Here is a 25072-nt window from a genome sequence, read left to right as displayed (position 1 = left end):
TAATTTCTAAAAATTGTACTGCAAATTTAAGTGAGGAATGTATTCTGTCCTAAACCCAATTTGATTTTTTTTAAGTTCAGCGGATACTTTTAATGAATTATTATAACTTGCGGCTCCCCAGGCAGCTTCAAGTGCGCTGGCTATATGATTAATCATAACCACTAATACCGCTTTAGAGGCAACATTGTAATAATCATTAGCTTTGCCTCTTTCATTGGCATAGTAATAAAAACGGGCAGTTAAGTTTTTCCTCTCCACATCGTACTCAAATGGAGTATTTTCATCACCGAAGTCATCCCAGCCCATTACAAATTGAGGATATTTGCCAATTAATTCATAATACTGCTGATCGCCATATTTTGGCAATCGATGCGAATAGTAATTACTGATGTCGTTCTCAAGTCTGTTTAACTCTGCCCAGTTAACTGAATTATTAGAATTTATTACTGCATATTTTGATGGATCGACAGCCGGATTAATTTTGGAGGCATTAGTCACTGTCCATTTCGCATATCGTAGGGGTGACCAATGTTGATCGGCGTAATTTTGGAAAAAGATGGTTTGGTCATCCCCCTTTTTATCATACATCAATCCGACTGAAATAGCAGTTACTTCTGCGGCAATAAAAAGAATAGATTTGAGATAATTTTTGGTATAAAATTGTCCGCTACCTGGTATTACAGCTGATAGCGCCGCTGCAATGATTGGAGATTTCCTGTCGGAAGTATCCTGATTTGAATTACTTAGAGAAGCAACATAAGTCTTTTCAAAACTGAGTTTGGAATCTAAAGTTAGGTTCCCAGATAAGTCAGATTTGCTCTGCGCGTTAACAATGAAATTTGTTAATAATATTATGAATAAAAGTCTTTTCATCACTAGCCTAAAAATTTAGAAGTTAAAGTCGAATAAAATGCCGCCATAAAAACTCCACTCTTTTCCATAATTCACAGTTTCGTTGGAAATAACTCTGCTGATTTTATCAAATGAGTATGCGGCATTAAAAAATAAACTTGTTGGGAAAAGATAAAATGAATTCATCTTAATTCTAATCTCGGCTCCGGCTCCCTTTTTAAAATTATTTATTGAGGGAATTTTTCCATTCCACGCGTTTCCGAAATCGCCATAAACAGATAAATAAACTTTATCTATGTATAGATGTCCCAATCTTGTATCAATATTCTTTATTAAAGGGAAACGATACGTTAAATTCAACCATCCCAATTCATTACCGCTGACTGAATAAAATGGATAACTTTTCATACCGATGAGTCCGCCAAGATAAAAATCAAAAAAGTCGGGAACAGTCGGACCCAATATAGAAGCGGCTCTAAACTGTGCGGTTAATGTTTGGTCTTTAAACACTTCAATATATTCTTTCCAATTAAACTCTAGCTTATGATAATTGAACTTGGAATATACCGGTAACAAATACCCATCTTTTATTTCGTAAGTGCCTTCGTTATTGTAACGGTTCATTTCATAATTGTACTGAAACTCAACTTTTCTGCCGACCGGATTTATATCCGAATCGATTGTTGGAATAATTTCCTCGTGAGATAATTTAAGTTGAAGATTGCTTCCGATCAGATAGGTGTCTTTTGTCGTGGGATATAAAATTGTAGTATTCGGAAAAATAAATGAACCGAGTGTTGCAGTGTAACTGCTATAGATATAACGCGCCTCAAGGTATGTATCCTCTGATACAATTTTATGCTTTCCAATAATATCAAACTCAAAAAGATCATAGGTAACATCTGTTGCGGTGTTTTGTGAAGGATCGAGCGGATCGAACTCAAGTGGAGTATTGGCTTTTCGGCTAATGCTGTAAAGTTCAACCGACATTTCAGGTCGCAGACCTAAATTATAAAGTAGCGGCACTCTTTCTCTATACTCAAAATTAAAAAAGAGATCGCGTTCAAATCTTTTATTTATAGAACCGCCGGCAAATAAACTATATCTGTTTAAAAAATCACTCGAGAGAACATAAACACCCGGCTTTATTTTGTCGAATCCGGAATTAGATGTATTATAATTATCATATCTAACAAAAGGTATGAGGCTTAACCGTGAGAAGAATCCGGTATATTTTGTAGATGAATATTCAGGTAATGTGGAATCGTTATAATTTCTTAAGTAATTAATATCATATTTAGCCATATCTCCTTTAAATTTATCTTCACCTAAAGGATAATTTTGTGACGGTATATATCGTTTGCTATCATCTACTTTTTTAGTTTCTTCAGCATCTAATAAAAATAATTTGAATCCATCTACGGTATAGCCGCTGTAAACTATCGATCCATTTGCATTACTCTGCGGCTGAAATGCGCCGCCTAAAACATTCGATATTCTTCTTTTCTCTTTTGTATTTACATCCATCGAATAAATATTGAAGATCCCAGTTTCATCTGATGAGTAGATCAAATTACCATTGATATCAAAAAAGGGGTCACGGTTATCAAAGCCATTCTTAACTAAAAAACTAATTTGAGAGTCTGATATGTTCACTTTCATTATTTCGCGGGAATTCGCGATAGAAAATCCATATACTATGAAATCATTTTTGGGTGAAAATTTTGGATTATAAACCTGCTCACCGGCACTATAAAAAGTTAACTGCTTCAAATTCTTTCCGTCGATATCAACTATTCCAATATTTGAAGTGCCATCTTTCTGAAAGAGAAACACTATATTCTTACCATCGCTGGAAACCGAGGGATTATTAGCTCTCAATCCGAAAGTTAATCTATCCTCTTTCTTGGTATCAATATCATAAACATACAAATCATGAATATTAACCATCCCCGGATTTTCATGACCTATTTTAGCGTAAACTATTTTATTAGTATTGGGGATAAATGAAATGCTTGAACGTATCAAGGATTTGATTTGCTTCTCTTCTTTGGTCTGAGTATCATAAAGATAAATTGAAGAAAGGCCAAAATAATCGGCTCCTTTGTTTGAGACGTACGCAATATATCTTCCATCAGAAGAAAATGTTGGATAAAAATTCCCAAAACCTTTTTCGGCAACCATTTTTCCTTGTACAAGATTTTCTTCCACATCCTTAATTCTTTGCTTATAATCATTTTTTAGAAAAGTGCTCCATTCATCATAAACCTTGTCACCGTCAATACCTAGAACATCTTTGAATGCCGCGTCAATAGTGAAGTTGGTTATCTTTCCCAATTTTTTTGTGATTTCTCTTAACTTATCTTCCCCATATTTTTGCGCGATATATAATGTTAAAGCATAACCGGAATTGTAAACCGATTCATTACCTAAACTTGTTTTATTAAATACTCCCATTTGGTTCCAGGTAAGTAATTTATTTTCGAGCGTGTAGCTTCTCAAAATCATATCCCGGTGCGAATCCCAGTTATCGTAATCAAATTCCTTTCTCATATATTGTGCGGTACCTTCTGCGAACCAAGCAGGCATGTTTATAGTCGCGATGGGATAAGAAGCAATAAAATTTGGAAACCCATATAAAATATCGGGACGCCTTTTATCTTCATAATTTAGCATTTGTAAGTAGATAGCCGGAATTGAGCGGCTCAATTTCATTGATGCTTGAATCTGCACCATGTGAGTAAATTCATGTGAAATAACATTACGAAGCCAATTATGAGAACCGCGCAAATCAAAATCTAGAGCACTTGCCCAAATCTCAATTTTGTTATCAAAGAAATAGGTAGCTCCGTTGGAATAATCATCAATATCCTTAATTACATAATGAACCGGGTCAGGTTGATACTCATACAATGAACAGATTGGATCCCAAACTTCATCTGCAATCTTAGCAACAATTTTAGCTGTTCTCTCCGCTTCAGGATGATAATGAACAAAAATATTTTTCCCTTTAATGGTCAGCCATTCATACTCTGGATGAAATTCATTAAACTGAGAAAAAATTGTGAAAGGCAATAAAAGTATGAATAAAAGAATTTTGCGCATGCTTATCTCAAAAATTATTTAATGACTGCAATCTTAATTATTTTATTTGCTGATTTTCCCGTTCCGGAAGCGGCTTCAATATTCGCATAATAAACGCCGCTCTGAATATTGGTGATATCCCAAGCCACTTCATTATCAAATCCTCCTTTAGCTTCAAGCGATAATTCACCGGCTAAATCCCCTGCTAAATCAAAAATTCTAATTTTTACATTTGAGTCTTCAGAGACGAAGAAGCGAATATTTGTCACTCCCCCATAAACCGGATTTGGCCAATTGTAAATTTTAGAATTAGGGAAATATTCTTGATCGGCATCTGTTTGTTGAGAATAATTTAAAGATGAATTATTGTAGGAATTTTTTAAACCATTCACCCAAACAAAATTATCATTAGTTAGACCGATAACCCAGTTATGCAGTGTACCTTTAGTATCAATTACAGCTAATGCTTGTAGTGCTGTTGGACCCATCGATTGATAAGGAGTGTGCCTGTAAATTACCGGAGATAATTTTACATCTTGCCCGACGCTAACAGGAAATGGTTTTACAATCTTTGCGGTCAAGCCGTCAAACGCATAAATTTTTCCATTTACTGTTGACGCAATAATTTCGGTAATAAGATCACCATTCAAATCACTAGCTAAAACCGAATTTCCAAACAACTCATTATTTGATGAATAAATTGGGAAATTATCGGCCATCGCTCCGGAGAGATAGAAGGCTTCAATCATTGATCCGCTGCTTACTAAAAACACCGGGTTCCCACTCGCAGAATTAATTGAAACCGAAAATGAATTAACATTACCACCTGCACCAACTTTAATATCTTTAACAATCTGCCCATTTTGAACAACACTTATTTTATTATCCGAGGTTAGTACAATACTGCTCGCACTGTTCGTTTTAGTATTATTTACTATTGCTGATTGTATAACTGCCGCCGGGAAGACTATTTTATTTTGCTTATTATCGTACAATGAATTTTCAGTTATGACAAATACATTATCAGAATCTACTGCGTTTACTTGAATAATTTTGCTATCGGCAATCTTTGAATACGTCACGGCGTTTATTCCAGTGAGTTCATAATTTTTCATAGATAATTTGAAAATGAATCCATCTGCCGTGCCAGCCATTAAAAAAGCATCCTGTGATTCTTCGACATAAATTAATGGCGAAGTATTCTGTTTGGTGAGATTCAATTGGCTATGCTTGGAATTTCCGATTTCACCTTCAATAATATTAAAACGATTATTTTCTGCTGATGCAATATATTTTTTGTTATTGAATACAAATGTTATTGGGCGAACAATTCCAAAATTGTTTGATTCCTCATATGCAGAACCATCGAGGGGAAATCTCTTTAATTTTTTATCATCAACAACAATAAACTCATTTAATGCGTTTTGTGGGATGTAGAGGAATTTGGGATCGATAGTATTCAGATTCAGCTTGGAAGCCAATCGAACATTTTCATTACCAAATACAATATTGAACGACATTTTATTAGCCGGAGCTGAAAATCTTTCTAAAGCGATTAAACTGCTGGAGCCATCATTTGCGTTTGAATTTGGCTTGGTATCTGATCCAAATTTATTTTTATAAAGTCTAGCGGTATTGCCAGTGTACCATAAATCTTCTTCGGTTGCTCTTCCATATTCCTCACCAAATATGGTTTGAAATTTTTCACCAATATCTTGAGTGCCATCCGCTTCCTCAATATCAACACCTCTATTTTGAGGATCGGAATTAATTTCATTTGAGCTCAACTTTTGATTAATAATTTTTTCATCAATATGCCATATTACAATTCCATTACCCGGGACCGCCCAATCAATGTCATCAATATCGGTAACAACGCCCGCTAATGTATCAACCAAATACCACTGAAATTTTCCTCTATCTTTATCCACATAAAACTTTTTTGTTTCGCCGCCGATTTTGTAAGTGAGATTCAATCCATCTTTTTTAGAATCACGTGATCGGTTCTCAATTAAATAATATTCGGAAGAATTAATTGGTACTTTAATGATTGTTGTATCATTATTCAATTTAGATGTGAAAGAAGTAATATTGAGTTTTGCGTCTTCTAGTTTTACCTCTATCGGGGAATCCCATCCAAGAAAAATTCTCTCCCATGCCGATAACCCTGCCGGAAATATCCCACTGTAGGCAAATATTGATTCTCCATCCATTAATCCAAATCGGCCAATAGCAGTAATACCATTCGAGGTATTGAATAAATCGGGCAATCCCAAATGACTAGCAATACTCGATACGAGCAATCCATTTGTAGTAAGCTGAACCAATACTTTTTCACCGGTACTACTAACCTCTCTTGAATTAGTGGCGGGTAAAATCATACTATTTTTAATTGCATAATTCCCGCTGTTTACCGGAAATCCGTTAAAACTATTTCCAAATATTTTTTTGAGTGAGTTAAAACCAAGATACACTGAAGGAATATCTCTCTCATTTCCCAAACTGCCGGGAGGTGAAAATTCTCTTCCAACTCCGGCGTGAAAGATTGTGAATAAATCATATTGAGAAAAATCTTCTGTCGCAAATTGAGCTGATGCTAATTGCCACACTTCCTGAGCAAATCTACCAACGCTATCCAATGATGATTCTCGTGGAGCCGGGGCATAATTTCTTATAGTCTTTGAAACTGTAATAACACTTGGAAGTACTTTGTACTCTACACTCAATTTACCATTTGAAGCTTTTTTAAAATAATTTTTAGCAAACTCAAGATGATCTGAAAAATATTGAGCGTTATGTGGCAAAGGATCAAGAATTGTTAAACCATATTCTTTTGTATAAATAGATCCAAATTTTCCATTACCGGCAGTAGTTTGATCATTATCTTCTTTAAATTCTACCATTACAGCCAAGATTTTTAACGAATTAAAATTATTCAACTCATTAATTGAAGATGCTGAGTGGCGATTAAAATTTTGGGCAGATAAACTGCCCAAGTTAATCAAGACTGAGAGTATAAAAAGAAATCTCTTCATTAATTAAATTCCTCGTGGAAATCCTTTTGTGGTTGATGTGGTACTACCCCATCCCATTGAAACTGTAAATCTTAATGTGTTAGATAGTGGATGATTTTCACTTCCTTTAAACAAATCGGTAGTTATATAACTGAAATCAAATCCGTACATGTCATATCTAATACCTGCGCCCATAGTTACAAATTTTCTATTTCCATACTCCGGATCCTCATAAAAGAAACCGGCTCGGAGAGCGAACATAAAATCTTGCGGCTGTCCATACCAATATTCAACACCCATAGAAGTTACGAGATCTCTCAACTCATTTTTAATTGATTGATCAGCCCATGCGCTAAATATAGCCTCATAAAAATCGGGTCTCTTACCGCTGCTATCAGCAACGCCAACTAAGAGTTTATTCACATCCAATGTATAAGTTAATGAATTGAAGTCATCTTCAAATATTCTTGCGGCCAAACCGAGTCGGAAATTTGTTGGGATCGGATCAGCTTGAGCTTGATCTATATAATATATTTTTGGGCCGAGATTGCTGAGATTAGCACCAATACTAAAACTTCCGCCAATATCACCAATAAGAGGAATTTCAAAAACAGATGGTCGCCACATTGCGGCAATATCAAATGACACAGAAGTAGCCACACCCGAACCTTGTTCCTGCTCTGTTGGTTTGTCGGCTAATCTACTGTGAATTAATCTGAAATTAAAACCCATTCCCCAATCGCTACTTAACTTTGTAGCATAGCCTAAAGTTAATGCCGCGTCAAATGAGCGAAATGTTCCAATTGGGTCTGGAGATTGTGAAGATGTTCTCACAAATTCACCAAAATTCATGAATGTTACACTGGCCGTTATACTGCCATTGAGATCCTCTATATATTGGCGGTAAGTTGCATAATCATAATAAAGATCGAGATTGAATTGGGGGAGCCAGTTACTATGTGTTAAACTCACTTCCGATCCAGTTAAGAATGCAATACCTGCCGGGTTCCAATAGATTGCCGCTGAATTATCTGCCAATCCCGAACCTGATTCGCCAATACCGCCAGCTCTTGAATCGGGGGCTAATATTAAAAATGGAACAGCGGAATTTCCCTGAGCAAATTGCTTTTCATTCATAATAAACATGGCTGTAAACATTATTAGAATAACCATCATTTTTTTCATCACTTATATTCCTCCAATAAAAAGATTTATAAAACTTTATCTTATAATAGCGGCTTTACCAATCGCAGTTTCTTTCAGTGATCTGTCCCCAGATTCTAAAATCACTTTATAGATGTATGTTCCATTAGCAACCATATTTCCATCAGCGTCTCTTCCATCCCAATCAACTTTAACAAATTTATCAATTAGATTATTCGCTTCAAGAGTTTGGATCAATCTTCCGGCAACAGTATAAATTTTGACTATTGCATTTACTTCACTAGAATGATTATGCTGAAAAGTAAATGTAGTATTAGAAGAAAATGGATTAGGATAGTTAACTACATCTCTAATTACTAGTCCCGCATCGGCATTTACAACTGTAAAATTTACATCGGCTAATGATGAATTGTTAAATACATCCCAAGCTTTAATTTTGATATTATAATCTCCGGGTGCAAAATTAGTAAATCGGTATTTAATAATTCCTGATTTGCCGGCAGAATTCAGATCGCCAACAAAACTATTAGTAAGATCAATTGCGTTTGTTTCATCATCATTTAAAATTGCTTCTAATTTGTGCCCGATACCAGTACCGGTTGTATTTAATCCGGTTTGATCTGAAATTTTTGCTAAAAGATAAAAATCGGGATTTACCAGATATGAACTTGAAAAATTAAAATCATCAAAAAATATTTCAACAACCGGACCTTTACCGTCATTTACAGCATCGGGGTTTGTTCCCCCAACAATAATATTATTCGAATATCCTACACCATCGGTCAAACTATTAAATGCGTATGCTGAAATTTTTCCATTTTTATTTTCATAGGAAATATCTTTTGGTACAACAAACTCAGATTTGAATCTTCCATTTACTACATTCGATCTCCCTCTGAAAATTAATCCTCCTTGAAGATTCATCGAATAATTCATCTCTTTTAATTCTAAAGTTCTCCCCGAATCAAATACACTAACAATCACATCACCATTAAAGTCGGAAGCAGAACCATTTTGATTTCTAACAGTGCCATTAATAGTTACATTATCTAAAGCCCTAATTTGGGATACCTGACTTGATATTTTTCCATTAACAGAGTCGATCGACATTGATAATAATGGCTGTGCCAATCGCAGAGCGGGATCACTGAATAAATGGAACTTTTCATCATTAAATCCGAATAAAAATTGTTTTGTTAGAAAATATGCACGACCAATTGAATTCTGTGATTTGTCGAAAGGATTTTTCCGGAAAAGATTGGTATAAAATGAATCATTAATAACGGCATTTGATGATGCATACACTACTCTTGCGGCTGTGAAAGCCCCAATCATCCCGGCATCTCTCATATTAATCATGATTTCGGTTGAGCTTTGTTCTGCCGGATCGTCGTACTTGCCAAAATCGCAAGTAGCCGCAGTTAAGAAAAAGTAATTTTGGTTTTTAAGCTGAGGTATTGTGCTTGCTTTTTCAAATACATATTCGTGAGCCCATGTGGCCGGATTTCCATGCCCGATGTAATTAAGGATTAACGTACCATTATTTACAGCATCAATAATAGCTCTATTAACTGATGGCTTCCTTCTTCCTAAGCCTGTAACAACCGTTGGATAAGTAGCGAGATAAATTTTCTTTTGGTCGAAATATTTTGGGATACGGAACTGTGAAAGATTTTCTGATTGATAAGTATGTAAACTACCATCATCTTCCCCGGTTGCGGCCGGACCATCATCGGCAATAAGAGTAATTAAATTACGCCATAATCCCTTTTCTAATTCTTTTTCATATTTAACGATTTTATCTATCAGTATATCAGCTTCTTGTGGAGTTTGAAAATTTAATCTACCAATCGCAAGATCGATTCTGCCATCATCCCCCGATACACGCGCGAAATAATCATCTGAAGTATAACTGTGAATTTGATCGAGTGACTCAACTGTTTGATATGTAGGTACAAAATTTCTATTCAGCTTTTCATTATTAAAGTAATCGTAATCCCCATCGCCAAAGAAGAGAACATAAAATGGTTTTACCTGCCAATTGGCATAAGCGTATTTCAAGAAATCCCGGATTGCCATTGGGTCCATCATTCCGCTCGAGAACTCATTTAAAATTTCATCAACATAAAAAATAGAAACAGTATGTTTATAAGGAGATTGAGAATTTCTATATGAAGCGTAACGCTCGGCTTGCGATTTGAACTCCTTTGCGGTAATTAAAATCATTTCGGTACCGGGAGATGCGCTTCTAACATTACTGTTTGCGACCTTTGTTCCATTCACCGGAGTTTTGAAAGCAGAACTGTTTACAACAAAATACTTGCTTACATTTCTTGTAATTTCATTTGCCTTAAAATTTATTTGTCCACCGCTGACTGCCGCTCCAGTAATAATTTTTACATTTGCGAAATCTGTAATATCGAATGCTTGTATTGAACTGCCTGAAAAATTCATTATAGTATAATCTATTGTGGCAGTTGTATCCTTAGAAAAAAGAATAAATTGATCGGAAGCCGCTCTTAAATATGACTGGTAAGCTAGATTCAAATAATCAACATAAACTTTTGCGGTTGACGAAGTTGTATTTATTGCGAAACGAACATTACTTCGATCTTCGTTGTATTGACCGGCAAACTCCACATTAGGATTATCCTCTCTCCCAAAAATATATGAAGCGATACCGCTAAGATTTGAGGAATAAATCCGAGATTCCCCCTCCTCAAGAGTAAATGGAATCGCTGATTCGGAAGTATTTACAACTCGGGCGTTATAGCGAACTTTTGTATTGGGGATTAAATTATTTAGAGTGTTTAAGTATCTTCTGCTGCGAACATTTGCGTCGAGAATATCGCCAAAATAATCGCGCCCCGATTTACCGATATTTATACTATCTTTTTCAACAAATCTAAATGCCCAGGTGGAGGATTGAGTAAATGCATTTTGAGTCTGCACCGAAGGTTTGGCGCTCATTCTTTTTCCGGTACTACCCCCAAATGTCAACCAATAAAAATTCTTTTTTGAGAATGAATGCTTTTTTCTAACAATATTGCTTCTTGTTTTATCATACTCCCAAAAATTTGTAGGTCGGGCATAAAACAAAATATAGTCCTGTTGATCAAAACGTCCATCATTTTCCCCTTCGACCAAAATCGCGTTTTCAACCAGCTGATCATTTTTAAAAGTACTTACTCGTTCGGGAAGATTAGTAGCGCCATGATTAAATATTTTCAAAGTTCTCGGGTCAAGATTATCAACATTTACACCGAGAGCTGTAAGTGTTGCTCTATCAATTTTATAAATTCCTTCGTCAATTGCTTCAAACCGAAACCAGTCACCAGTAGAAAATTGCACAGATGAAATTTTATTCAGTTTGGATTCAGCGATTCCCCAGTTTTTTGCTACATCAAAATTAATTATTGCCGGTTCCAGAAATGATTCAACTGCTGATCTTGCTGATGAAACTCCATTTCCAAAATTCATTTTGAATACTATTTTAGAGTAAACTTTTACGCTGTTATCTTGGGGATTAAATTGTACTGGATAAACATTTACCGTTTGAACGGGCAAATTTCGTAGCAAACCAAATTCACCGAAAGAAACTAATTCTTTACTAAAAGGTTTGTTGTATTCATCCCCTTCAATATAAACTTCGGAAAAGCCAAGCGAATCCTTAATCAATGAAGGAACAGGCAAATATTTACCAGAAATAGTGGAATATTCTGAGGAAATAATCTGTATTGAATTTCCTAATTCTGAAGGGACACCGATATTAAATGGTCTGAAAGGAATTTGATACCCACCTCTAGAACCTAAATTTTCGAGCTGAGCGCCTTTAAAATTAATCTTGAAAAAAGGGCCTGAATTGCCGCTAATAAATAATGTATCGGAATAAACCGGTGTGTACTCTATGATAATTTGCTGGGAAGTGGAGGTGAGGACTTTAAAGTCCTGCCCAAATAAAATTCCGCATATAAAAAAAGCAGCTAAAATAGAGAATTTCTTACTTATCACAGTGCAACTCGATTAATGTTTTAAATATTTCTGTGAACCAATAATACGGTATAAATTCTCTATATACTACTTTCTCCAAATTTGCTGGCAAAAGTTAGGCAAGATGGCCACTAATTGTCAAGTGATTTCATCTTTAAAAGTACCTGCAATAATTTTCCCACTTTCAAGTAAAATGCAGAGAATTTTTCATCCGAATGAATGATTTTGCGGTCGATGCCAATTATTACAATTTTCCTTTTAGCATTTCCAAAAATTGTTAACGCTTCAAACATTTTGCACACTTTTCCCTCTTCGTCAGAGAGGATCGGAAAATTAAATTTATACTTATTCCAAAATTTTTTGTGCGATTCCACCGAATCTGTATTTATTGCCACCACCTTAATACCTAATGAGTTAAAAGAAGATAATTCATTATTATACTCACATAATTGACTGGAACAAATTCGCGAATTATCCTTTGGATAGAAAACCAGCACGATTGGAGAATTTAGGTTTTTGTACAAATTGAACTCCTCCCCATTCTGGTCTTTTAAAGTAAAGTCGGGGGTAATCGAACCAACCATTATTAAAGCCCCAATTCCAATTTATTTTTTTTCATTGCCTCAATACAAAAGTTAATATGTTCTTCTAATGGAATGCCAATAAGTTCAGCTCCATTTTTTATGTCATCTCTATTTACCGCACGGGCAAATGCTTTATCCTTCATCTTTTTTTGCACTGATTTAACATCAACCTCATCAATTGAACGGGAAGGACGAACATAGGTAACCGCAGTTATAAATCCGGCTAATTCATCGCAAGCAAATAATGTTTTCTGCAGTAGAGTCTCTCTTGGAATATTAGTATACTCTGCATGGGAAAGAATCGTATTAATTGCTTCTTCTCCAAATCCTTTTTCCCTCAAAATTTCAGCACCTTTAAATGGGTGTTCATTTGGGTACATCTCGTAATCAAAATCATGAAGCAGAGCGATATTTCCCCAATAAATTTCATCTTCGTTATATTTCTTCGCATATTCTTTAAGGCAGCATTCAACGGCGAATGAATGTTTTAGAAGACTTTCGTTTTTTGTGTATTCTTTTAGAATTTCTAAACATTCATTTCTATTTAACTCAACGCTATTTTTTTCCATTACTCACCTTTTTATTTGAATTTGGATTAAAGGAAGGACACAGTTCAGCAATGCAGCAATTGTGACATTGCGGTCTTCGAGCAAAACAAACATTTCTCCCATGAGTAGCCAGCCAATGAGATGAATTTATCCAATAATTTTCCGGCAAAAGTTCTTTCAATTTTAATTCTATTTTCTCGGGATCGTCTGATTCAATGAATCCTAATAAATTTGATAATCTTTTAACATGAGTATCAACCGCTATTGCCGGGATGCCGAATGCGTTTCCAGCTATAACGGATGCGGTTTTACGTCCCACTCCCGCCAATTTTGTTAATTGATCAAAATCGTTTGGTACTTTTCCACCAAATTCTTCAATTAATTGTTCACAGCATTTTTTAATACTTTTTGCTTTCTGCCGGTAAAATCCAGTTGAGAAAATATCTTTTTCCAATTCCTCGTTACTCACCGATACAAAATCTTTTGCATGTTTATATTTTTTGAAGAGTTGCTTTGTAACAATATTTACTCTTTCATCTGTGCATTGGGCCGAAAGTATTGTAGCAATCAATAGCTGAAATGGTGATTTATATTCTAATGCCGGTTTTACATCGGGGTATTGTTTTGCCAAACTGTTGAAAATTTCAAGGGCTCTTTCTCGAGCGGTCACATCAGCCATTAAATTTCTTTTCTTTTATCATTAATCTTTCGACCGGTTTATTATTGAGGATGTGAGACTGAATTATTTCCTCAACATCATCTTTACAAACACCACCGTACCAAACTTGTTCTGGATATACTAATACAACAGGACCAAATTCACAGGCATCCAAACAACCGGAGCCATTAGCCCTCACTTTGTGAGAGAGCCCCAATTCCTTCAATCTTTTTTGGAATATAGGTTTGAGATCTGTGCTTCCTTTTTGAAAACATGATCCTCTGGGATTATCCTCTTCCCTTTTATTTTCACAAATAAAAATATGTTTTTCGAACCGGGGCATAATTAACTCAGTTTTATTATTGGAAAAACGATATGATTAAAGAAAGTTCCATAAGGATAAGAAAGAATTTGTAGCGCGTACGGGATTCGAACCCGTGATCTCCGCCTTGAGAGGGCGGCGTCCTAAACCGCTAGACGAACGCGCCATAATTTCATCCGAAAGTTACAGTATCGTACAACAAATAATCAATTTTATTTTTTTGTGATAGTAAATTCAACTCTTCTATTCTGCTCTCGCCCTAATTCGGTTGTATTGATTGCGATTGGTTTCGATTTACCATATCCTTTAGAAGTAATTCGTGAGCCAGCAATTCCTTTTGATACTAAATAAGTTTTTACAGCCGCAGCCCTCTTATCCGATAAATTGAGATTATAGCTGTCGGAGCCAATATTATCGGTATGACCTGATACTTCAATTTCAACTGTGGTATTATCTTTTAAGAATTTCACAACACCATCCAATTCTTCATATGAAGCTGGCAATAGGTCCCATTTATTAAACGCGAAGTACACATTATTTAGTTGGAAGGTTTCACCAACTTTAATTTCCTCTTTTTTGATTTCTAATTTTTCGGCATGAGCAAACCACATTCCTCCAATACCGCTTATTTGTGTATCGCCCCATGTACTTATCTTAACCACAAATCCATCGCGAGAAACCCCTTTTGGTTCTACGGCATACCTAACTTGAGTTTTGGCATACGCATCGAGAAGAGAAACTGTAACAAATATTTGTGGTTTTGTTTCGAATGGTACCGGAAAATTTATTTCCCTTTCTACAAAGCGCATTCCGCTATTTTTGTCAAGAGTATATCCCGGGGTTGATTTATCAAAGAAAAAATCTCCGCTTCTTGTTTGAGCCGTAACCGAAGCTACAAGAATCAAAGCTAATAATAAACTAAATAATTTTTTCATACTGTTCTCCAATCTCTAATTAATTTGACAAAATATATTCTACACAATTACAAAATATTACTATAGTCCTAGCTCAACCATAAATTCATTAAGTAGATTTAGCTCTTCATTACTTAGATTTAGTTCAGCGCCAAAAATATTTTGTTCTGCTTGAGCTTTTGTTCTAGCTCCAACAATTGCAGAAGTAACTGCTTTATTGGATAGTACCCAAGCTACGGCAATATGCCCTACAGTCTTATTATACTTCTCAGCTAAAGGTCTAATTTTTTCAACAAGAGCCAAACCTTTTGATAAAGATTCTTCACTAAACATAGGATTATTTTGGCGCCAATCGTCTTTAGCTATTTTAGATTTATCAAATTTCCCGGTTAACATTCCCCCGCCCATTGGACTGTAAGCCACAACTCCGATTTCATTTTCTAAACAGAATGGCAATATTTCATCTTGTACTCCTTTCTTCACCATACTATAAGGGGGTTGTAAGGATTGTATCTGATCGATTGCCATACATCTTTTTAATTGATCTACATTAAAATTACTTACCCCAATAAATCTAGCTTTCCCCTCTTTTTTAATTTTGGAGAGTTCACTCCAGGCTTCTTCAATTTGTTCTGCGGGATTTGGCCAATGAATTTGGTAAAGATCAACATAGTCGGTTTCCAAATTTCTCAAACTATTTTCCAATTCTTTTCTCACACTGGAAGCTGACAAATTAAAACCGGCATTTCCTCCCCCGGCGTCAATCATTCCACATTTAGTTGCAATAAAAACTTCTTTGCGAATACCTTTAACAGCGTGCGCAACAATTTTTTCTGAATGTCCGAAGCCATATACGGCGGCTGTATCTATCCAGTTTATACCTCCATCCAAAGCCGCGTGAATAGCTTTCACAGATTCGTCATCATCAACTTTACCCCAACCCCATTGCCAGGGTCCACCAATTGCCCAAGCGCCAAATCCAATTTCAGTTAGTTCAGGTCCATTTTTGCCGAGTATCCGCTTCTTCATAAAACCTCTTCATATATTAATTTTTGTAGAATATTTTTAGTAGCCGATCAAAATATAATTAATTTAAAAATTTGTTATCGATAAATGTAGGTTGGCTGATCTATAAAACCCCGAGAGAATTACTATCCCATCGGGGTTTAAATTTACTACACTAATAGCTGGTTATTATTCGCCGCTGATTTGTTTTATTGATTTAGCAATAATTTTTACAGCTTCATGTATTTGCTCTTCATTAATAACAAGTGGAGGAGCAAAACGAATTATGTGCCCGTGTGTCGGTTTTGCTAATAATCCATTCTCCTTCATCTGCATACAAACATCCCATGCCTCTTTTCCATTTTTGGGCTTGATTACAATTGCATTAAGCAATCCTTTACCGCGGACAACTTCAATCATATCAGATTTTATTTTTCTAAGTTCATCTCGGAATATTTGCCCCAGACGTTCAGCGTTTTCGGCAAGTTTTTCTTCTTTTAAAACTTCAAGCGCTGTTACAGCAACACGTGAGGCGAGCGGATTACCCCCAAATGTGGAGCCGTGCTCTCCCGGTTTTATGACTAGCATAATTTCATCATCAGCTAGAACAGCAGAAATTGGCATTACCCCGCCGCTGAGAGCTTTTCCTAAAATTAAAATATCTGGCTTAACATTTTCATGATCGCAAGCTAATAGTTTACCTGTACGGCATAACCCAGTTTGAACCTCATCAGCAATGAATAGTACATTTTTAGATTTACACAATTCATAAGCTTTTTTAACATATCCCTCTTGCGGGACAAATACTCCCGCTTCACCTTGAATTGGTTCTACTAAAAATCCGGCAACATTCGGATCTTCCAAAGCTTGAGATAATGCATCCAAATCATTGTAAGGAATTTTAACGAAACCTGGAGTATAAGGACCGAATCCTTTGAATGAATCGGGGTCGGTTGACATCGAGACTATTGTAATAGTTCTACCATGAAAATTTCCGTCGCATACTATAATTTTAGCTTCATTTTCGGGAATCCCTTTTTTATCATAAGCCCATCTTCTGCACAATTTTAGAGCAGTTTCATCGGCTTCAGCGCCCGAATTCATCGGTAAAACTTTATCAAAACCAAAATACTCTGTTATATACTTTTCATATGGACCAAGGCAATTGTTATAAAACGCGCGTGAAGTTAGTGTTAATGTTTTTGCTTGTTCAACTAGTGTATTAATTATTTTGGGGTGACAATGTCCTTGGTTAACTGCCGAATATGCTGAGAGAAAATCGTAATATTTTTTCCCTTCAACATCCCATAGAAATATTCCTTCCCCTTTTTCTAGAACAACTGGAAGCGGATGGTAATTATGCGCTCCATACTTTTCTTCTAACTCGATATAATCGTGTGTAAGCATTTTAATCCTCTGTAATATTTAAGATTTTTTGATGAGCTATAATAGTAAACTTTTTACTTCTCTACACGAAGAACCGGTAAAAATTGATTTAGTTGTGATTGATTTATTACGATATAGAAACTGGAGGAGAGTGAGGGATTCTCTTCTACATCAAAAATGCTTTGTTTTTAGTTCAAATACGAGGTTTTTAAAAATGTTGTGACTAAAAAGTGACCGAGACGTTTCCAAATCTACCGTCTACAAAGACTCGGCAGAACCTCCTCATTCTTTCGATAGCCACTCTACTCTGTTCTAATAATTCTATATTTCATTTTATAATTCGATGAAGTTCTGATAGCGACAATTCGGGAAGATCTAAAGTTGCTGTTACCAACAGTCTGCTTAACTATTACTTAAGAAACTCTGCGCAGTAATTCTCGAATAATTCCTTCTGCCAATATCATTATTGATCGATGAAATCCACTTTACTTGCAATTTAAATCTATGCGGTAATCAATATTTTGCAATCATACACGATCATAACAACCAATGTTTTCAATTTCGATAGCTAAAACCCAGCTCGATTTTCAATTCAATCGAGCAATTTTTATTACGTTTTGAATAATGCATAGAGACAAATAGCATTAACTTCATTCATATCTCATTACTTCAATTGGATTTTTTGTAGAAGCTTTATAGATTTGTGTTGCCATAGCTAAAGATGACCATAAATAAATAACGAATGAAGTTATTATAAATAGTTTAAAATCAATATCTGTTCTATACGCAAAATTACTCAACCATTTGTTTATCAATAAATAGGCTATAGGCGCAGCAATCAAGCTGGATATTACAATTAACTTTATCATATTGTAAAATAATTTGTACGCAATTTGCCATGAATTTGCTCCAACTACCTTCCTTATACCAATTTCCTTTTGTCTCGCTTCAGTAACAAAAGAAACTAGTCCATATATTCCCATCGAAGCTATAAATATGGAAAAAAAAGAGAACCAATTTAAAATAGAATCAAGAATTTTTTCTGATTTATAAGAGACATCAATAATATCATCAAAAAATTCGTACTTAAACGGTAAATCTTGTTGAAGCAAATGAAATTTATTTTTTATAAAAGGAAGGATCTCTTGAAAACTATCCGGATATATTTTTATGGAACAATAATACATCGTAGCGCTTGTATCAATTGCAAGATAAAAGGGCCTTATATTTTCATATAGTGAATACATATGGAAATCCTTTACAACACCAATAACTTGTCTATTTATATCGTCTTGTTTGATAGTCGTTCCGAGCAGCTCTTTATTTCCAAGCTTTTTTGCAGCATTTTCATTTAAAATAATGCCCACCGATTGATCAGTTTGATATTCCTTTGAAAAATTTCTACCCTCAACAAGTTTTATTCCATATAAGTCTATAAAATCATAATCCACAAGATTGTAATTAATGTCCATGCTCGTACTTAGGTTTTTACCCTCCCAAGAAATATTTGTTTTACAAACTGACGAATTTGGCAAATTAACTGAAAAAGCTATTTTATCAATTAACGGATTTTGTAAGAGTGAATTTTTAAATGTTTGTAACCCTCCATTATTCAGCTTTGAGTAAATATTGAGGATAATAATATTGCTTCTATTGTATCCTAAATTTTTGCTGGTTATGTAACTTAGTTGTTTTTTTATCATTGACGAATTGAAAACTAGAACAATAGATAAAACAAATTGAAATATTACTAAGGTGTCTCGTAAATTTTTATTTGAAGAAAAGTTTCCTTTTTTAAATATGTTAAGTGGTTTAACTGATAAAACACTGAGTGCGGGATAGATACCGGAACAAAAACTTATAACGACGAGCAATATGATTGCAGCAATAATAACATTATGATTGAATAAGATAGATAGAGGTATGTCTCTATCAATTAAGTAATTAATTTTCGGAACAGCTATAATTGTTATTACTATACTAATTAAAAAAGAAAGAAAGGTGATAATCGCTGATTCAGTCATTATTTGAATAAAAAGTTGATTTGTATCGGCTCCGATAATCCTTCTCATTGCTATTTCTTTGGACCGCTTTACTAATCTTGCAGTTGTTAAATTAATATAATTAACAATCGCTATTATGAGAATAATTACTGATATAAGAATGAATAGATATACAGTTTTAATGTTACCATTCTTCGACAATTCAGTTTGAAGATTCGAATAAAGGTGAATATCTTTTAGAGGTTGAAAATATAATTTAGACCTGTTAAAAAATTCATTTGATGAATTTTCCCTCAATAATTTCGGCATTTTTAATAACAACGAATTTACGTCTGTATTGGGTAAAACCATGAAATAAGTAAAATACATTGAATATCCCCAGGAATTTTCATCGCTAAATCCTGCGCCTTGTTCTCTGGTAATTAGGCTTTTGGGAACAATAAAATTTGCATGAAAATGTGAATTTTCAGGAAGATCTTCAAACACTCCTTTTATTATCATTTGCTGATAATTCCCGAGTTGCAAAACCTTATTAATTGGATCCTCATTTCCAAAGTATTTGAGAGCAACTGATTTATTCAACAAAATCGAATTTGGAGAACTTAGCGAGGTTAAAATATCTCCCTTAAGAAGTTTAATAGAAAATAATTTTAGAATATCCGGATCGGCATAACATACATCCTTTTCAAAAAATTTATTGTTGTTTATGGTAATCATTTCTGGGAAGTTTCTTAACTGGACACAAAACCTAATCTCGGGAAATTCTCTTTTCATTACTGAAGCCAGAGCGTTAGGCATGATTGGAGAACTAACAGTATTATCTCCCAATTTATTGTCGACAACTAATCTATAAATGTATTCATAATTATCATTAAATTTATCATAGCTAAATTCATAGGATATAAATAAAACCGCATAAATAGCCGGGACTAATGCTAAAGAAAGTCCAAGAATATTTATTATTGAATATCCTTTGTATTTTAATATAAACCTTAATGTATAACGGAAATAATTTAGAAGCATATGCATTTGACCTGCCCCCCGATTTTTGTACTAATGATAAATTAGTTTTTTCCCATTATCAAGTACCTGCCTACCGAAGACAGGTTGGCCACCTGATTAGGGACAAATGTTTCTGGTGCTGGTGGTTGAAACTCCACCCTCCTGTAAAAACAGGATAATACCGATAATTTTTTGTGCCAATTTATTGCCAAGTACACATCTTTTTAGGCCATTTATGCAGTATAAGTAGACCCCTTACAAAATAAAAAACCTCAAAAACAGCGTTTAATCGCTATAATCGAGGTTTTGTTTTTCTATGAGGAGAGAGAGGGATTCGAACCCTCGGTACCCTTGCAGGTACACTTCCTTTCCAGGGAAGCCAGATCAACCACTCCTGCACCTCTCCATTTCAAAGTTAGGGCTCAAATATATTAATTATAGTTTTTTTTACCAACTTTTGCTTCAAATTTCATTTTCCCCGCCCCATTTCTTTAAAATATTTTTATATGAGAGTGTACTGATATAATCAACATTGATTATCTTGCAGCACAAAAATTTGTTCTTTGGAAAGGTGGCAGAGTGGTTGAATGCGGCGGTCTCGAAAACCGTTGTCCGGCATTGTCGGACCGGGGGTTCGAATCCCCCCCTTTCCGCATCTTATCAATTAGATACATTCCACTAAATCAATCTCTTCAGTCTAAACCACACGCACAGCTTTTCTATTAATTTATTTTTCATTATAACTAATTTAAATAGGATAGGCGGAAGTTTGTTTATACAATACTATTGTTCAGAGCTACTCAAGTAATTGATAAAATTTCTTCCTCTTATAACAAAAAATGAAAAGATTTAATATAGTTTTTGCAGTATTAATATTTTTATCTATTAATGATATTTGGCCTCAAGAAATAAAAGAGAACTGGCTTCCCGTATTGATTAATGATGAAAAATCAATTTACATTAATGTTACCGGGCTATTCAGCAACGATGGGGAGGAAATTGACGTCTGGACACTTCAAGAATTAAACTCCTCTATAAATATTGAAGAGATTACCGGAGATATTTCACAAATAAAGATTAATTATTTAATCAGCAAATCCTTATACCGATATTCAATCAAAGAGATGATTTTCTATGATGAAAAGAAGAATGTTTTAAAAAGTTACAGGTATAAAAATTCGATTGGTGAGGCAGAATACAAGTACAATTACCCGATTTTGGAGAAAAGCGAATTGGAGAGTATCTATAATAAGTGTATTGAGATTTTGAGTAAAAAGGAAAATTAGTAGAGATTTTCTTTAATAAATTTATTCCCGCCCAACTGATTCATCTGCTGAACTATTTGTGCCTTTCTCCTGATCATATATCCACTTGGTCTGCTTAAATTTCTAACTGAAGGTTTGGGCAAAACAGAAGCCATTAATGCGGCTTGGGAAAAATTAATTCGAGCAGGCTCTCTCTTAAAATATTTATTTGATGCCGCACCTACTCCGTATGTATTCTTCCCCATTTCGGCAACGTTAAGGTAAACTTCCAAGATTCTTTTCTTCCCCCAAAGTAATTCTAAAAGTAGAGTATAATAGGATTCCAACCCCTTTCTAAATAAGTTTTTGCTGGGAGAGAGGAAAAGATTTTTTGCTACCTGCATGGAAATTGTACTTGCACCTCTAATTCTTTTTCTTCTTTTATTTTCTTTCAGAGCTTTTTCAATTTGATTAAAATCAAATCCGAAATGTTCAAAGAAGGCTTGATCCTCTGATGCGATGACAGCTAGAGGAAGTGCCGAGGACATCTTATTAATCGATACGAACTTATAATCAATGTCATTTATAATTAATCCCTCCGGGAACTCACTGGCTGAGTTCATAAATGAGGAGTGGGATATATCAATAAACCGGAAAAATAAAATTATAATAATGCTGACTGCTGTATAAATCCCCAAAACCATAAGCATTTTGGTGATAAAATTATAAATGGTTCTCATATAATTGAAAAAATTTCTTTTCTTTAATGAACTGATAAAATCAAAATAGAACAAATAAATACTGAACTAAATTATGATATTTCCCGTTTAATAGTAATAAGTTTGAATAAGAATCAATAAATAGATATTTTCGTACAAACAATAATTAATTAGCGAGGATAATATGCTTACTAAAAAGATGGAAAAAGCTTTAAATGATCAAATTAATGCCGAACTATATTCATCATATCTTTATTTGTCAATGTCTGCTTTTTTTGAAAGTCAGAATTGGCTTGGATTCGCAAAGTGGATGGAGCTACAAGCCGCAGAAGAGTACGCGCATGGCATGAAATTTTACAAACATATTAATGAAATGGGTGGAAGAGTAGAACTCCAAGCAATCGAAAAACCAAAAGCGGAGTGGACTTCTTTACAAGAAGTTTTTGAAGAAGCTCACAAACATGAATTATACATAACAGAAAGAATTCACAACCTTGTTGAGATTGCCTCAGCTGAAAAAGATCATGCTACCGGCATTTTCCTGCAATGGTTTGTGACCGAGCAGGTTGAGGAAGTAGCAGGTGTATCTCAGATTGTAAGTGATTTCCATAAAATTGGTGATTCTAAGGGCAGTTTGTATATGTTGGATCGTCAACTCGGAAAAAGACAATAATTTATTTCTGTAATTTGTTGTTAATTAAACTTCATTTTTAGACGGGATTCCAATTATTTCTGTCGGGAATCCCGCATCTTAATCTACTTTTCAAACAAACTTATTTTAATTCTTTATTTAGGACCAATAATAGCGTCATTCACTCAAAAATCATTAATGATTTCCAATATTTTTTTTGGAATAATCTGGTTTTTTCCTATTTTTGGAGCTCGAAAAAAGAATAAGAGGAATTTATGGCGAGAAGGTGTCAAGTATCTGGAGTTGGTCCAGTAGCCGGTAGCAGCATATCACATGCTCATAATAAAACCAAGAGAAGATTCTTACCAAACTTACAGAAGAAAAGATTGTGGGTTAAAGAATTGAATAAATTTGTTACAGTTAAAATTTCTGCTAGCGCATTAAGAACTGTGGCAAAGAATGGTACATCTGAAATTGCAAAATTAGTGACTGAAAAAAAGATTAAAGCCAGATAAGAAGATTTCAAAAAAACCCCGCAACTGCGGGGTTTTTTATTACTTATCAGTTTCAAACCCTATTTAGAATATTTTCCTTTAAGAACAAATAGAACAAAAAATCGTATCACCCAAAAGAATACCCCCATTTCAACAAATAAAAAATCCTCATAACTTATTAAATTACAAGGATTTATATGCTGCCCCGTCAGGGGTCGAACCTGAACTCTTCTGATCCAGAGTCACAGGGATTCTTCGTTTTTGGCTTGTTTTCGAAGTTTTGTGCTAAAAAGTACATACAAAAGTACATACACTACGGCAAGGAGAGAGACCATGTTCGTAGTAAAAGTTCCAAAATCAAGATTCTACCAAATAGTTTATTTCGTCGATGGCAAACGAAAAACACACTCAACAAAAAAGACGACGGCAAAGGAAGCTTGGAAATATTTAGATGAATTTCAAAATTCTCTTCTCAACCAGAGAAGTAAAGAAATATCCGACCAAGACGAGAAAAAAAATTTCCCAACCATAGCTCAGTTTAAGAATGAATATCTCGATTATGTTAGACTGACGAAATCAAAAAACTATATTAATTCTATTGACTTATCTTTTAAAATGTTTGAGTCATGCTGCGGAGAAATTTCTTTAAGAGACATTGATACAAGAATTATCGACAAATTTATTACAACTACATTCGCAAGAACTCAAAGAGGCGCCCATCAATATTACCGCACGCTGAAAGCAGCATTCAATAAAGCATTAGAATGGAATTACCTGGAAACGAATGCATTTAATAAAGTGAAATTTCCGAAGCTGAATAAAACATTCCCTGCTTTTATTACTGAGGATGAATTACAATTAATTTTATTGAATACACCCTATCAGCATCTACGAGATATATTTACCACGGCGTTCTACACCGGATTGCGACTTGGAGAACTGATTAATATGGAATGGAACTGGATAGATTTTTTACAAAATCAGATCACAATTAAGTGTACGAAAGTTTTTTCTACAAAGAGCAAGAAAGAAAGGATTGTTCCCATGAGCTCAAAGGTTAAGGAGTTTCTTAGCCAGAGATATAAATTAGTCAATCCACTCTCCAATGATTTTGTTTTTTGCCGTATTAAAGGGATTAAGCTTCATGATGAAACAATTAGCAAACAATTTAAAACTATAGCTCGGAAGTTGAAACTAAATGAGAAAGTACATTTTCATTCTTTAAGACATAGCTTTGCTTCTCTGCTGGCTCAAAAAGGTGTATCACTTTACATCATTAAAGAATTACTAGGACACGAGGATTTGGCTACCACACAAATTTATAGTCATCTTCAGCAGCAAAACTTAAAAGATGCGGTTAATTTGTTATAAAAAAATCCATGTTAGTGATGGAAATATTTTGAGAAAATTATTCAAAGATTATTTTCTTTATACAACAATCAGCGAGCAGATATTGGG

Annotated in this window: 18 protein-coding genes and 3 tRNA genes; 5 read left to right on the top strand and 16 right to left on the bottom strand. The window is 34.6% G+C overall.

Going from position 1 to position 25072, the window contains the following annotated elements; translation table 11 throughout:
- Nucleotides 1–6: 6 nt before the first annotated feature.
- The 15 genes from KF816_06705 to KF816_06635 all read right to left on the bottom strand — a co-directional run bounded on the left by KF816_06705 (nt 7) and on the right by KF816_06635 (nt 20932).
- On the bottom strand, nt 7–873 hold the full coding sequence (locus KF816_06705) for a hypothetical protein (protein ID MBX3007701.1): 867 nt from the start codon (nt 871–873) through the stop codon (nt 7–9).
- Nucleotides 874–888: 15 nt separating this feature from the next.
- Nucleotides 889–3957 (bottom strand): PD40 domain-containing protein, encoded by a 3069-nt coding sequence (locus tag KF816_06700; GenBank protein ID MBX3007700.1) that lies wholly within the window; start codon nt 3955–3957, stop codon nt 889–891.
- A gap of 14 nt (nt 3958–3971) precedes the next feature.
- Complete coding sequence (locus tag KF816_06695) at nt 3972–6971, bottom strand: T9SS type A sorting domain-containing protein (GenBank protein ID MBX3007699.1); 3000 nt, start codon at nt 6969–6971, stop codon at nt 3972–3974.
- Between the two features lie 3 nt (nt 6972–6974).
- Nucleotides 6975–8135, bottom strand: coding sequence for a type IX secretion system outer membrane channel protein PorV (porV, locus tag KF816_06690; protein MBX3007698.1), 1161 nt, complete (start codon nt 8133–8135; stop codon nt 6975–6977).
- Between the two features lie 36 nt (nt 8136–8171).
- Nucleotides 8172–12125 (bottom strand): type IX secretion system sortase PorU, encoded by a 3954-nt coding sequence (gene porU / locus KF816_06685; protein ID MBX3007697.1) that lies wholly within the window; start codon nt 12123–12125, stop codon nt 8172–8174.
- Nucleotides 12126–12235: 110 nt separating this feature from the next.
- On the bottom strand, nt 12236–12688 hold the full coding sequence (locus KF816_06680) for a peroxiredoxin (protein MBX3007696.1): 453 nt from the start codon (nt 12686–12688) through the stop codon (nt 12236–12238).
- A gap of 2 nt (nt 12689–12690) precedes the next feature.
- Entirely contained in the window at nt 12691–13257 is a 567-nt protein-coding gene (locus KF816_06675; GenBank protein MBX3007695.1) for an HDIG domain-containing protein, read from the bottom strand.
- Nucleotides 13244–13915 carry an endonuclease III gene (nth, locus tag KF816_06670; protein ID MBX3007694.1) on the bottom strand — a complete coding sequence of 224 codons (672 nt, stop codon included), beginning with the start codon at nt 13913–13915 and terminating at the stop codon, nt 13244–13246. Before nth ends, KF816_06675 begins: the two co-directional genes overlap by 14 nt.
- Nucleotides 13908–14237, bottom strand: coding sequence for a (2Fe-2S) ferredoxin domain-containing protein (locus tag KF816_06665; GenBank protein ID MBX3007693.1), 330 nt, complete (start codon nt 14235–14237; stop codon nt 13908–13910). Before KF816_06665 ends, nth begins: the two co-directional genes overlap by 8 nt.
- A gap of 71 nt (nt 14238–14308) precedes the next feature.
- A tRNA-Glu gene (locus tag KF816_06660) sits at nt 14309–14382 on the bottom strand.
- Between the two features lie 46 nt (nt 14383–14428).
- Nucleotides 14429–15151 carry an OmpA family protein gene (locus KF816_06655; protein ID MBX3007692.1) on the bottom strand — a complete coding sequence of 241 codons (723 nt, stop codon included), beginning with the start codon at nt 15149–15151 and terminating at the stop codon, nt 14429–14431.
- Nucleotides 15152–15211: 60 nt separating this feature from the next.
- Nucleotides 15212–16159, bottom strand: a complete 948-nt coding sequence (locus KF816_06650; protein MBX3007691.1) for an aldo/keto reductase — start codon at nt 16157–16159, stop codon at nt 15212–15214.
- 165 nt (nt 16160–16324) lie between these two features.
- Complete coding sequence (gene rocD, locus KF816_06645; GenBank protein MBX3007690.1) at nt 16325–17542, bottom strand: ornithine--oxo-acid transaminase; 1218 nt, start codon at nt 17540–17542, stop codon at nt 16325–16327.
- Between the two features lie 629 nt (nt 17543–18171).
- Complete coding sequence (locus KF816_06640) at nt 18172–20553, bottom strand: FtsX-like permease family protein (protein ID MBX3007689.1); 2382 nt, start codon at nt 20551–20553, stop codon at nt 18172–18174.
- Nucleotides 20554–20845: 292 nt separating this feature from the next.
- Nucleotides 20846–20932: transfer RNA gene (locus tag KF816_06635), tRNA-Ser, on the bottom strand.
- Between the two features lie 159 nt (nt 20933–21091).
- On the opposite strand from KF816_06635, the gene KF816_06630 reads away from it, so the two are divergent.
- Together KF816_06630 and KF816_06625 are read left to right on the top strand one after the other, a co-directional pair.
- A tRNA-Ser gene (locus tag KF816_06630) sits at nt 21092–21179 on the top strand.
- Between the two features lie 186 nt (nt 21180–21365).
- A complete protein-coding gene (locus tag KF816_06625) occupies nt 21366–21812 on the top strand; it encodes a hypothetical protein (GenBank protein ID MBX3007688.1) in 447 nt (148 codons plus the stop codon).
- Here KF816_06625 and mtgA read toward each other — a convergent pair.
- Nucleotides 21809–22480 (bottom strand): monofunctional biosynthetic peptidoglycan transglycosylase, encoded by a 672-nt coding sequence (gene mtgA / locus KF816_06620; GenBank protein ID MBX3007687.1) that lies wholly within the window; start codon nt 22478–22480, stop codon nt 21809–21811. The genes KF816_06625 and mtgA overlap by 4 nt on opposite strands.
- Before the next feature lie 193 nt (nt 22481–22673).
- Here mtgA and KF816_06615 point away from each other — a divergent pair, with 193 nt between their 5' ends.
- From KF816_06615 to KF816_06605, 3 genes are all read left to right on the top strand, one after another.
- On the top strand, nt 22674–23162 hold the full coding sequence (locus KF816_06615; protein ID MBX3007686.1) for a ferritin: 489 nt from the start codon (nt 22674–22676) through the stop codon (nt 23160–23162).
- Nucleotides 23163–23395: 233 nt separating this feature from the next.
- On the top strand, nt 23396–23635 hold the full coding sequence (gene rpmB / locus KF816_06610; GenBank protein MBX3007685.1) for a 50S ribosomal protein L28: 240 nt from the start codon (nt 23396–23398) through the stop codon (nt 23633–23635).
- A 312-nt stretch (nt 23636–23947) separates the two neighbouring features.
- Nucleotides 23948–24985: a tyrosine-type recombinase/integrase gene (locus tag KF816_06605; GenBank protein MBX3007684.1), complete on the top strand. Its 1038-nt coding sequence runs from the start codon at nt 23948–23950 to the stop codon at nt 24983–24985.
- Nucleotides 24986–25072 lie beyond the last annotated feature (87 nt).

Source organism: Melioribacteraceae bacterium (assembly GCA_019638015.1).
Taxonomy (GTDB): Bacteria; Bacteroidota; Ignavibacteria; order Ignavibacteriales; family Melioribacteraceae; genus JAHBUP01.
Note: the sequence above shows the minus strand (reverse complement) of the source record. Positions and strands in the feature narration are given on the sequence as shown.

Excerpts from the sequence above, each read along its gene's own strand:
- KF816_06700 (MBX3007700.1), bottom strand. The coding sequence starts at position 3,957 with ATGCGCAAAATTCTTTTATTCATACTTTTATTGCCTTTCACAATTTTT.
- KF816_06615 (MBX3007686.1), top strand. The coding sequence starts at position 22,674 with ATGCTTACTAAAAAGATGGAAAAAGCTTTAAATGATCAAATTAATGCC.
- KF816_06695 (MBX3007699.1), bottom strand. The coding sequence starts at position 6,971 with ATGAAGAGATTTCTTTTTATACTCTCAGTCTTGATTAACTTGGGCAGT.
- rpmB (MBX3007685.1), top strand. The coding sequence starts at position 23,396 with ATGGCGAGAAGGTGTCAAGTATCTGGAGTTGGTCCAGTAGCCGGTAGC.
- mtgA (MBX3007687.1), bottom strand. The coding sequence starts at position 22,480 with ATGCTTATGGTTTTGGGGATTTATACAGCAGTCAGCATTATTATAATT.
- KF816_06705 (MBX3007701.1), bottom strand. The coding sequence starts at position 873 with ATGAAAAGACTTTTATTCATAATATTATTAACAAATTTCATTGTTAAC.
- KF816_06625 (MBX3007688.1), top strand. The coding sequence starts at position 21,366 with ATGAAAAGATTTAATATAGTTTTTGCAGTATTAATATTTTTATCTATT.
- KF816_06640 (MBX3007689.1), bottom strand. The coding sequence starts at position 20,553 with ATGCATATGCTTCTAAATTATTTCCGTTATACATTAAGGTTTATATTA.
- KF816_06650 (MBX3007691.1), bottom strand. The coding sequence starts at position 16,159 with ATGAAGAAGCGGATACTCGGCAAAAATGGACCTGAACTAACTGAAATT.
- KF816_06665 (MBX3007693.1), bottom strand. The coding sequence starts at position 14,237 with ATGCCCCGGTTCGAAAAACATATTTTTATTTGTGAAAATAAAAGGGAA.
- porV (MBX3007698.1), bottom strand. The coding sequence starts at position 8,135 with ATGAAAAAAATGATGGTTATTCTAATAATGTTTACAGCCATGTTTATT.
- KF816_06605 (MBX3007684.1), top strand. The coding sequence starts at position 23,948 with ATGTTCGTAGTAAAAGTTCCAAAATCAAGATTCTACCAAATAGTTTAT.
- KF816_06655 (MBX3007692.1), bottom strand. The coding sequence starts at position 15,151 with ATGAAAAAATTATTTAGTTTATTATTAGCTTTGATTCTTGTAGCTTCG.
- KF816_06675 (MBX3007695.1), bottom strand. The coding sequence starts at position 13,257 with ATGGAAAAAAATAGCGTTGAGTTAAATAGAAATGAATGTTTAGAAATT.
- KF816_06680 (MBX3007696.1), bottom strand. The coding sequence starts at position 12,688 with ATGGTTGGTTCGATTACCCCCGACTTTACTTTAAAAGACCAGAATGGG.
- nth (MBX3007694.1), bottom strand. The coding sequence starts at position 13,915 with ATGGCTGATGTGACCGCTCGAGAAAGAGCCCTTGAAATTTTCAACAGT.
- rocD (MBX3007690.1), bottom strand. The coding sequence starts at position 17,542 with ATGCTTACACACGATTATATCGAGTTAGAAGAAAAGTATGGAGCGCAT.